Source organism: Mycobacterium colombiense, from assembly GCF_001665835.1.
GTDB lineage: Bacteria > Actinomycetota > Actinomycetes > Mycobacteriales > Mycobacteriaceae > Mycobacterium > Mycobacterium colombiense_A.
The window spans coordinates 81,316-92,473 of sequence record NZ_LZSX01000081.1; the positions used below are offsets into that span (position 1 = coordinate 81,316).

6 protein-coding genes are annotated in these 11,158 nt (G+C 69.8%); 4 read left to right on the forward strand and 2 right to left on the reverse strand.

All coding sequences use genetic code 11. The features are described 5' to 3' along the window. The first annotated feature begins 82 nt into the window (after window positions 1-82). Genes recC through recD form a run of 3 tightly spaced genes read left to right on the forward strand, consistent with a single transcriptional unit; the run spans window position 83 to window position 8,399 of the window. The gene (recC, locus tag A5760_RS20030) at window positions 83-3,385 is read left to right on the forward strand and encodes an exodeoxyribonuclease V subunit gamma (RefSeq protein WP_064883939.1); all 3,303 of its coding nucleotides are present in this window, start codon (window positions 83-85) and stop codon (window positions 3,383-3,385) included. Then, complete coding sequence (gene recB / locus A5760_RS20035; RefSeq protein ID WP_064883942.1) at window positions 3,385-6,687, forward strand: exodeoxyribonuclease V subunit beta; 3,303 nt, start codon at window positions 3,385-3,387, stop codon at window positions 6,685-6,687. Before recC ends, recB begins: the two co-directional genes overlap by 1 nt. Before the next feature lie 11 nt (window positions 6,688-6,698). Beyond that, the gene (gene recD / locus A5760_RS20040; RefSeq protein ID WP_064883971.1) at window positions 6,699-8,399 is read left to right on the forward strand and encodes an exodeoxyribonuclease V subunit alpha; all 1,701 of its coding nucleotides are present in this window, start codon (window positions 6,699-6,701) and stop codon (window positions 8,397-8,399) included. On the opposite strand, the gene A5760_RS20045 is transcribed toward recD, so the two are convergent. Together A5760_RS20045 and A5760_RS20050 are read right to left on the reverse strand one after the other, a co-directional pair. Further along, on the reverse strand, window positions 8,392-8,973 hold the full coding sequence (locus A5760_RS20045; protein WP_064883944.1) for a phospholipase D-like domain-containing protein: 582 nt from the start codon (window positions 8,971-8,973) through the stop codon (window positions 8,392-8,394). The genes recD and A5760_RS20045 overlap by 8 nt on opposite strands. Before the next feature lie 13 nt (window positions 8,974-8,986). Next, window positions 8,987-10,102, reverse strand: coding sequence for a DUF2235 domain-containing protein (locus tag A5760_RS20050; RefSeq protein WP_064883946.1), 1,116 nt, complete (start codon window positions 10,100-10,102; stop codon window positions 8,987-8,989). 131 nt (window positions 10,103-10,233) lie between these two features. Here A5760_RS20050 and A5760_RS20055 point away from each other — a divergent pair, with 131 nt between their 5' ends. Next, window positions 10,234-10,965, forward strand: coding sequence for a TVP38/TMEM64 family protein (locus A5760_RS20055; protein ID WP_064883972.1), 732 nt, complete (start codon window positions 10,234-10,236; stop codon window positions 10,963-10,965). The last annotated feature ends 193 nt before the right edge of the window (window positions 10,966-11,158 follow it).

Here is an 11,158-nt window from a genome sequence, read left to right on the forward strand (position 1 = left end):
ACCGCGCCCGCCCACCGGGCGACACACTGCGCGGCCGTAACCGCCCACCCGCGTCGGTGTTCGGGTTTATCGTGACAGCGCAATGCCGCTTCATCTGCACCGTGCCGAGCGCACCGATCTGTTGGCCGACGGTCTCGGCGCTCTGCTGGCCAACCCGTTGACCGACCCGTTCGCCACCGAACTCGTCGTGGTCCCGGCGCGCGGTGTGGAACGCTGGCTCAGCCAGCGGTTGTCGCACGTGCTCGGTGCGCGCGGCGGCGACGGGGTGTGCGCCGGGGTGGCGTTTCGCAGCCCGGGCTCGCTGATCGCCGAGATCACCGGTACCGCCGACAACGATCCGTGGTCACCGGACGCCATGGCCTGGCCGCTGCTGGAGGCCATCGACTGCTCGCTGGACGAGCCGTGGTGCCGCGCGCTGGCCATGCATGTGGGCCACTTCCACACCGGCGCGGAGGCCGAGCTGCGCCAGGGCCGCCGATACGAGGTGGCGCGCCGGCTGGCCGGGCTGTTCGACTCCTACGCGCGGCAGCGCCCGCAGCTGCTCGTCGACTGGGGCAACGGCGACCCCGGTGATCTCGACGAGGACCTGCGCTGGCAGCCCGAGCTGTGGCGGGCGCTGATCGCGCGGGTGGCCGCCGACCCGCCGCATGTCCGCCACGCCAAGACCATCTCGCGGCTGCGAGAGGCGCCCAGCGAGCTGCCGCCCCGGCTGTCGCTTTTCGGGCACACCCGATTGAGCCGCACCGATATCGAGCTGTTGGAGGCGGTGGCCACCCACCACGACCTGCACCTGTGGCTACCGCACCCCAGCGAGGAGCTGTGGCGCGCGCTGGCCGGCACACGCGGCGCGATCCCCCGACGCGAGGACGTCAGCCATCGCGCGGTATCTCATCCGCTGCTCGCGACGCTCGGGCGAGACCTGCGCGAACTGCAACGCGGCCTGCCCGCGGATCCGGTGACCGACCACTATCTGGCCGGTGCCGCGCGCCCGGACACGCTGCTCGGCTGGCTGCAGTCCGACATCGCCGCCAATGCCGTTCGCCCACTTGGCCGCACGATGGCGGCCGGCGACCGATCGGTGCAGATCCACAACTGCCACGGCCCGGCCCGCCAGGTCGACGTGCTGCGCGAGGTGCTGCTCGGGTTGTTGCAGGACGACCCGACGCTCGAGCCGCGCGACATCCTGGTGATGTGCCCAGACATCGAGACCTACGCGCCGCTGATCATGGCTGACTTCGGCCTGGGCGACGTGGTGCACGGCGCCCATCCCGCCCACCAGCTGCGAGTGCGGCTGGCCGACCGCTCGCCGACCCAGACCAACCCGCTGCTGGGGGTGGCCGCGCAGCTGCTGGCCCTGGCTGCCGGCCGGGTGACGGCAAGCGAGGTGCTCAACCTGGCGCAGGCCCCGCCGGTGCGCGCCCGGTTCGGGTTCACCGACGACGACCTCGAGGCCATCACCCGCTGGGTCCGGCAGGCGAACATCCGGTGGGGGCTGGATCAGCAGCATCGGCGGCCCTACCACGTCGACTTCGTACACAACACATGGCGTTTCGGCATCGACCGGATACTGGCCGGCGTCGCGATGTCCGACGATTCGAACGCGTGGATAGACGCGACGCTGCCGCTCGACGACGTCAGCAGCAACCGCGTCCAATTGGCCGGCCAGTTCGCCGAATTCGTCGCCCGGCTGCAGCACACCCTCGACTCGCTGACCGGGACCAGGCCGCTGACCGAATGGCTGGCGGCCCTCACCGAGGGCATCGCGCTGCTGACGCGGGTCCGCGACGCGGACGAATGGCAGACCGGTCAGATGCAACGCGAGTTCGCGCAGACGCTGGGTCAGGCCGGGCCCCGGGGTGACATCGCGTTGCGGCTGCCCGACATTCGCGCGCTGCTCACCCAGCGCCTCGCCGGTCGCCCGACGCGGGCCAACTTCCGCACCGGCACCCTGACGGTGTGCACCATGGTGCCGATGCGCTCGGTGCCGCACCGGGTGGTGTGCCTGGTCGGACTGGACGATGGGCTGTTCCCTCGGCTCGGCATCGTCGACGGCGACGACGCGCTGGCCCGGTGCCCGATGACCGGGGAACGCGACATCCGTTCCGAGGACCGGCAATTGCTGCTCGACGCGATCGGCGCGGCCACCGAGAAGCTGGTGATCACCTACACCGGCGCCAACGAGTATTCGGGGCAGCCGCGCCCGCCGGCGGTGCCGCTGGCCGAACTGCTGGACACCCTCGACGTCACCACCGCGACCAAAGTGCGTGACCGCATCGTCGTCGAACATCCGTTGCAGCCGTTCGACATTCGCAACGTCCTTCCCGGCGGCCTGGTCCCGGACGTGCCATTCAGTTTCGACCCCATGGTGCTGCGCGCGGCGCGCGCGACCACCGGCGACCACGGCGAACAGCCGAAATTCATCTCGGCACCACTACCGCCGCCGCCGGCCGGCGACGTCATCCTCGCCGACCTGGTCGGCTTCTTCAAAGACCCGGTGAAGGGTTTCTTCCGCGCACTGGAATTCACGCTGCCCTACGACGTCGACGGCGTGCAGGACGCCATGCCCGTCGACATCGACGGCCTCGAGGAGTGGACCGTCGGCGACCGGATGCTGGGCGACATCCTGCGCGGGATGACTCCCGACGACGCGCGGCAGGCCGAGTGGCGGCGCGGCACGCTGCCGCCGGGTCAGCTGGGCTGGCGCAAGGTCACCGAGATCCGCGACCAGGCCGCCCTGCTGGCGAGCGAGGCGCTCAGTCATATGCGCAGGGACCGCCCGGCCGGCGCGTCCGCCTATGACGTCGACGTCGACCTCGGTGACGGGCGGCGCCTCACCGGCACGGTGTCGCCGGTGTATGACGACCGCCTGGTGTCGGTGACGTATTCGCGGCTGGACGGCAAGCATCTGCTCGAATCGTGGATCCCGTTGCTGGCGTTGGTCGCTCACGATCCCGGCCGGGACTGGGCCGCGGTGTGCATCGGCCGCATGCGCCGGGGCGTCAGCACCCGGACCGAGGGGCTGGGTCCGCCGCGCGACGGTGAGCAGGCCATCGAGGTGCTGCGCGAGCTGCTGGCGATCTACGACGCCGGAAGGCGTGAGCCGATTCCGTTGCCCATCAAGACGTCCTATGCCTGGGCCGCCGCCCGCTACGAGGGCGAGGACCCGGTGGCCGAGGCGCGGTACCGATGGAAATCCAGCGACCGCTTCCCGGGCGAGGACCAGGCTCCGGCGCACGCGCGGGCATGGGGCAAGGGCGCGCCGCTGGACGAGCTGATGCAGCCCGTGCGGCCGGGCGAGGAGTGCGACGGCGAGGACAACCGGCTCGGCGCCTACGCCGCACGGGTCTGGCTGCCTATGCTGCGCGCCGAGCGGAAGCCGGTCTGATGGAGCGCTTCGACCTGTTGGGTGCGCTGCCGGCCGAGCGCTCCACCATCGTGCTGGAGGCCAGCGCGGGCACCGGCAAGACCTTCGCGTTGGCCGGGCTCGTCACGCGGTACATCGCCGACGGAGCCGCGACGCTGGACCAGATGCTGCTCATCACGTTCGGCCGGGCCGCCAGCCAGGAGCTCCGCGAACGCGTCCGCTGCCAAATCGTGGATGCAGTAAAGGCTTTCGCGGATCCGTCGACCGTCGGCGACAACCAGGTGGTGGCCTACCTGCTGAACGGCACCGACGAACAGCGCACGGCGCGCCGACAGCGCCTTCGCGACGCGCTGGCCGGCTTCGATGCGGCGACGATCGCCACCACCCACCAGTTCTGCCAGCTGGTGCTGCGCTCGCTCGGCGTCGCCGGGGACACCGCGGCCGGCGTGACGCTGCTCGACAGCCTCGACGACCTGGTGACCGAGATCGTCGACGATCTGTACCTGGCGCACTTCGGCCAGGAGCGCAACGACCCGGCGCTGCACTACCGCGAGGCGCTGCGGCTCGCGCGCGAGGTCGTCAAGAATCCGTCGACCCAGCTGCGGCCGCTCGACGCGGATCCCGATTCGCGGGCGGCCGCCAGCGTCAGGTTCGCCAATGATGTTCTGGCCGAGCTTGATACGCGCAAACGCCGACTCGGGGTACTCGGCTACGACGACCTGCTGATCCGGCTGGCCGACGCGCTGGCCACCGAAGACTCCCCCGCCCGGCTGCGCATGCACCAACGCTGGCCGATCGTGATGGTCGACGAGTTCCAGGACACCGACCCGGTGCAATGGCAGGTAATCGACCGCGCGTTCAGCGGGCGCTCCACCGTCATTCTCATCGGCGATCCGAAGCAGGCGATCTACGCGTTTCGCGGCGGCGACATCGTGACCTACCTGCGGGCGGCCGAGACGGCGGGTGAGCGCAGGACGCTGGACACCAACTGGCGCAGCGACTCCGCGCTGCTGCAGCGGCTGCAGGTGGTGCTGCGCGGCGCCCAACTCGGTGACCCGGCGATCGTGGTGAACGACGTCGAGGCGCATCACCGCGGTCATCGCCTCGCCGGCGCGCCGCACAACGACCCGTTCCGGCTGCGCGTGGTCGCGCGGAAGACGTTGGGCCGCCGCGGTGTTCAGAACCTGCCGATCGATCAGGTGCGCGAGCACATCGGCGCCGACCTCGCGTCGGACATCCGCGCGCTGCTGGCCGGCGGTGCCACGTTCGCCGGTAGGCCGCTGCAGGCCCGGGATATCGCGGTGATCGTGGAGAAGCACCGCGACGCGCACGCGTGCTTCAAGGCGCTCTGCGCCGCGGGGGTGCCCGCGGTCTACACCGGCAACTCGGACGTGTTCACCTCCGAGGCCGCCGAGGATTGGCTGTGCCTGCTGGAGGCCTTCGATCAGCCGCATCGGCCCGGGATGGTGCGCGCGGCCGCGGCAACGATGTTCTTCGGCGAAACCGCCGAAACGCTGGCGGCCGGTGGTGACGCGCTCACCGACCGGATCGCGAAGACCTTGCGGGAGTGGGCCGGTCATGCCCGCGAACGCGGCGTGGCGGCAATTTTCGAGGCCGCCCAATTGCTGGGCATGGGCAATCGCGTGCTCGCCTGGCAGGGCGGTGAGCGGCACATGACCGACCTGGCGCACGTCACCCAGCTGCTGCAGGATGTCGCGCACCGCGAGCACTACAGCCTGCCGGCGCTGCGCGATTGGCTGCGCCGGCAACGCGATGAGCGCAGCGGCGCACCCGAGCGCAACCGCCGGCTGGACAGCGACGCCGCGGCCGTGCAGATCATGACCGTGTTCGTCAGCAAGGGGCTGCAGTACCCGATCGTGTATCTGCCGTTCGCGTTCAACCGCAACACCCAGGACAGCGATGTGGTGTTGTTCCACGACGAGGACGGCACGCGCTGCCTGCACGTCGGCGGCAAGGACAGTCCCGACTTCAAAGCCGTTGAGCGCCTGGGGCGTAAAGAGGATGCCAGCGACGACAGTCGGCTGACCTACGTCGCGCTGACCAGGGCGCAGGCCCAGGTGGTGGCGTGGTGGTCACCGGCGTACTACGAACCCAACGGCGGCCTGTCGCGGTTGCTGCGCGGCCGCCGGCCCGGCGAGCCGGTGGTGCCGGACCGCTGCGAACCCGCCAAGGTCTCCGACGACGACGCCATGGCCCGGCTGCGCGAGTGGGAGGCGGCCGGCGGGCCGGTCATCGAGGAGTCGCTGGTGACGCCGGCCCCGTCGCTGCCTGCCGAGCCGGTGCCCGGACGCCTGGAGAATCGCCACTTCCATCGCGGCATCGACACCGGCTGGCGGCGCACCTCCTACTCCGGTTTGATCCGAGCGGCGCAGACCAGCGGGGTGGGCAGCGAACCCGAAATCGGCGAACTCGACGACGAAGCCGGCGACATTCCGTTGGTGTCCGCGGCATCCGGGCCGGACGTGCCCTCGCCGATGGCGGACCTGCCTGCCGGGGCCACGTTCGGCACGCTGGTGCACGCCGTGCTGGAGACGGCCGACCCGTTCGCCCCGGACCTGGCCGCCGAGCTACAGACGCAGATCCGGGCGCACGCGGCGTGGTGGCCGGTCGCCGCGACCCCCGAGGAACTCGCCGCGGCGATGGTGCCGATGCACGACACGCCGCTGGGCCCGTTGACGGGCGGTATGACGCTGCGCCAGATCGGATTGTCAGACCGGCTGCGCGAACTGGATTTTGAGATCCCCCTGGCCGGCGGTGATCGCCGTTCGACGGCGCCGGAGGTTCGGCTGGCGGATCTGGCGCCGCTGTTGCGAGAGCACCTGCCGGCCGATGACGTGCTGGCATCGTATGCCGACCGGCTGGCCGAGCGCGGGCTCGGCGATCAGTCGCTGCGCGGCTACCTCACCGGCTCGATCGACGCCGTGCTCCGCGTTCCCGACGGCGCGGGGCACCGCTTCGTGGTGGTGGACTACAAGACCAACCGGCTCGGCGACCCGGAACGGCCGCTGACCGCCGCCGACTACGACCGGTCACGGATGGCGGAGGCGATGCTGCACTCGGACTATCCGCTGCAGGCGTTGCTGTATTGCGCGGTGCTGCATCGGTTTCTGCGTTGGCGGTTGCCCGACTACGACCCGAGCCGGCACCTCGGCGGCGTGCTCTACCTGTTCCTGCGGGGCATGTGCGGCGCGCAGACCCCGGTGCTCGACGGCCACCCGGCGGGCGTCTTCGGTTGGCGGCCGCCCTGGTCGTTGATCGCGGCCCTGTCGGACCTGCTCGACGCCAAGGGGGTGGCCGCGTGACGGTGGAAGTCATGTCCGCGACCGGACTGCTGCGCACGTTCAGCGATGCCGGTGTGTTCGAGCCCGCCGATGTCCATGTGGCACAACGGCTTACCTCGCTCACCGGCGAGACCGATGAGCGGGTGGCGCTGGCGGTCGCCCTGGTGGTGCGCGCGCTGCGGGGCGGGTCGGTCTGCGTCGACCTGCGCGCCGTGCCCGCCCAGGTCGACGCGGACGACGAGCTGCCCTGGCCCGGCGCCGACGACTGGATGGCGGCGGTGCGGGCCAGCGCCTTGCTTCGGACGCCGCCGGCGCTGCGGCTGCTGGGCGACCTGCTCTACTTCGACCGGTACTGGCTCGAGGAAGAGCAGGTCTGTACCGACTTGCTGGCTCTGTCGGTGGCCCCGGTGACCGTCGAATCATCCAGCTACGAACGGCTTTTCCCGTCCGGCTACGAGGAACAGCGGGCCGCCGCCGAGGTCGCGGTGGCGCAGGCGCTGACCGTGCTGACCGGCGGGCCCGGCACCGGCAAGACCACCACGGTCGCCCGCCTGCTCGCCCTGCTGGTCGAACAGGCGGAGCGCGCCGGTCTGCCGCGGCCGCGGATCGCGCTGGCCGCGCCGACCGGCAAGGCGGCCGCCCGGCTGGCCGAGGCGGTGGCCGCGGGAAGCGAGGAGCTCACCGCGGTGGACAGGGCGCGCCTGACGGGGCTATCGGGAACCACGCTGCACCGGCTGCTCGGTCCCCGGCCGGATACGTCGGTGCGGTTCAAGCACAATCGTGGCAATCGGCTGCCGCACGACGTCATCGTGGTCGACGAGACGTCGATGGTGTCGTTGACCATGATGGCGCGGCTGGTCGAAGCCGTGCGGCCGGACACCCGGCTGATCCTGGTCGGCGACCCCGACCAGCTGGCCTCGGTGGAAGCGGGCGCGGTGCTGGCCGACCTGGTGGACGGGCTGGCCGCCCGCGACGACGTGCGGGTGGCGGCCCTGCGCACGCCACATCGATTCGGCACGTCGATCGGCGCCCTGGCCAAGGCGATCCGGGTCGGCGACGCGGACCGCGTCGTGCAGTTGCTGGCGGCAGGCGGTGAACACATCGAGTGGGTGGATTCCGAGCGCCCGGCCGAGCGGCTGCGCGAGGTGCTGGTCGCTCACGCACTGCGGCTGCGGTCGGCCGCGCTGCTGGGCGCGGTTGCCGAAGCGCTGGCCACTCTGGACGAGCATCGGCTGTTGTGTGCGCACCGCGAGGGTCCCTACGGCGCGGCACACTGGAACACGCTGGTGCAGAAGTGGATTGGCGAGGCGACGGGCCAGCCGGCCTGGTCGCAGTGGTACGCCGGACGCCCCCTGCTGGTGACGGCCAACGACTACGGCCTGCGCCTCTACAACGGCGACACCGGCGTGACGGTGGCGGGTGCGGACGGCCTGCGCGCGGTCGTCGCCGGCGCGACCGGACCGCTGGACTTCGCGACCAGCCGCCTCGGCGAGGTGGAGACGATGCATGCCATGACCATCCACAAGAGCCAGGGCAGCCAGGCGGATGAGGTGACGGTGCTGATACCGCCGGAGGATTCGCGACTGCTGACGCGGGAGTTGTTCTACACGGCGGTGACCCGGGCTAAGACCAGGGTGCGGGTGGTCGGCCCCGAGGCGTCGGTGCGCGCGGCGATCGAACGCCGGGCGGTGCGGGCCACCGGGCTGCGGCAGCGGCTGCGGTCGTTCAGGTAACGGCAGGGCCGCCCGGGGGTACGCTCCCGGATCGAGCCTGCGCGGCCATCTGCTTGAGCATGCCGTCGTGGATGATGTCGATGCGCGAGCGAGCTTCCGCGCACACGTATGGGTCCCGGATCACGGTGAGTTGGTTGTCCTGCTTGGATTCTCCGCCGGTAGACCAGTTCGTGGAACCGGTGATCACGTCGACGCCGTCGATGATCACCATCTTCAAGTGCATGATCGCCGACTTCTCGCTGTGACCGATTGCGATGCTGTTGCCGACCTTGCCATTGAGCCATGGGGCCAGCAGAGCGTGCTCGGACTTTCCGGCGGCTTGCGTGGAGTCGAGACTCATTTGTACATAGATCTTTTCGTCATTCAACGCAGACTGGAGCACCGAATTGAGTTCCTTGTCGTCGTAGCCGTACATCGCCACCACGATGGTCTTGTTGGCCGAGGTCAACAGGGCCTTGAGCGCTTCGTGCACTTGGTCGACCGGACTGTAGAACGTCCGCGTGGTGTCGGGATAGCCCGGGGGGAACGGTGCGGCTTTGTATTGGTCCAGCTCGATCAGCGAAGTCAGTGCCATGGGTATTGCTCCTTTACAACGCGGGAGACATCCAATCTCTCGGGTCGGCGCTGAGCTGTTGCTGCTCGGCGGTCAGATTCGGTAAGTAGCCCGGATTGTCGCCGCGGCGCGCCAGCACGCTCGGGTGCACCAGCGCGTCGGGGCCCATCGGCCGATGCCGGCGCCCGACCAAATACCACGACTTTCCGTTGTTGTGGATCGGCGCGTCCGCGAAGTCGTCGGCAACCGCGCACTGCCGCTGGTAGGCCGTCGCGTCGATCGCCAGTTCACCGACGATTCCGTCGACGATCCACTTCAACGCGATCGTGGCGAGCCGGTGGTCGGGCATAAACGTGCCGCCAACGTCGGCATGCACGCCGGCGAACCAGCGCTCCTCCAGGCCATGCGGATGCCGTTCGACGAGATATTCACGGTAGGGCCGGCGCCGCTCGTCGATCGAGACGGCGTGGCGGATGCGCGCCACGTTGGGTAGCGAACGGGTGTAGGGCCACCTCAGGGTGCCGAACCGCAGGAAGCCGGCGGCCTTGACGGTGTCCCACAGTCCGAGATACGCCACCGGCACCGCGTAATGCCACACCTGGTTCGGACTGTTTTGACGCACGGTCGAAAACAGCGGCTCGCTCTCGGTGCGCCAGCAGAACGCGCGGGCGAACTCGGCCCAGCGGTCGAACTCGTCCGGGTTGAACGGCCGGTTGATGGCGTACTTCTCGACCGCGTAGGGCAGCAGGTTCTCCGAACCAGGCCGCATCAATCCGGGCCGCAGCAGCATGCCGGCCAACGCGCGCGCCGTGTAGGCGCCGCGACTGAACCCGAAGATGTAGAGCGAATCGCCGGGACGCCAATGCTGCATCACGTAGCGGTATGCTTGTGCGACATTGTCTTTCAGGCCGATCCCGAACGCCTGCTCCACTAGCAGCGACACCGAGCGACGCAGTGCCGAGTGCGCCGCGGCCGGCGCCAGCGTGCCCACGCCGGGGTCATAGTAGATCAGTTGAGTGGTGGTGTCCTTCTTGTCGAGCAGCTCGAAAAGCTTGGCGACATTGGTGAGATTCCCGGCTCCGATCTGGTTGGCGGTGCCGTCCAGGCAGACGACAATTCGTTTGCCTTGCGGTGGCTCAGGCTCGGTCATCGGGGAAGGCCTCTCACCAGTATTCGACTCCCTGATATGCGGCACTCTACGGCGGCCGCGGCCGCACCGTGGCGTGTTGAAAATAGCCGGATGGGGTGAGCGCACAGCGGTGCGGAAGAATCATGGTCAACATGGACGACAACGACGCTCCCGCACCGGCATCGCGGCGGGCGCACATCGTGCGGCTCGCCGTGTTCGCCGGGTTTCTGGCCGTGGTCTTCTATTTGGTGGCCGTCGCGCGGGTGATCAACATCGACGAGATTCGGGGCGTGGTGTCGGCGACCGGTCCGGCGGCGCCCCTTGCCTACGTGGTCGTCTCGGCGGTGGTTGGCGCGTTGTTCGTTCCGGGCTCGATACTGGCCGCGGGCAGTGGGTTGCTGTTCGGTCCGCTACTGGGTGTCTTCGTGACGCTGGGCGCGACGGTGGGCACCGCGATCGTCGCGAGTTTCATCGGACGGCGGGCCGGCCGCGACAGCGCACGCGCGCTGCTGGGCACGACGCGGTCCGAACGCATTGACGCCCTTATCGGACGCGGCGGACTGTGGGCGGTCGTCGGCCAGCGCTTCGTCCCCGGCATCTCGGATGCACTGGCCTCGTATGCCTTCGGCGCGTTCGGAGTTCCGGTGTGGCAGATGGCCGTTGGCGCGTTCATCGGTTCGGCCCCGCGAGCCTTCGCCTACACCGCGCTGGGTGCCTCGATCGGGAACCGGTCCTCGCCGTTGGCCTACGCGGCCATAGCGGTGTGGTGCGTGAGCGCGATCGTCGGCGCGTTCGCCGCGCACCGTGGGTACCGGAAATGGCGCGGGCACGCACCCGACGACGAGGGCAACGGTGCGCCGGAGCCGGATTCGGCGGCCCGCTAGCGAACCTCGGTCGCTGGTAGCGAATGGTGCGTCGCTGTCCACGGTCCAGGTGCCGCGGCATTTGCGGCTTGGGCTGGGGGATGTGCGCACAAAATTCGGAAGCGGGGATCGGGCGGCCGGATTTGTCGTAGGTGGCTGCGATGATGGCGTCATGTCTTCGACCGCATCCGCTGGCGCCGTGGTGGTGCGTCCT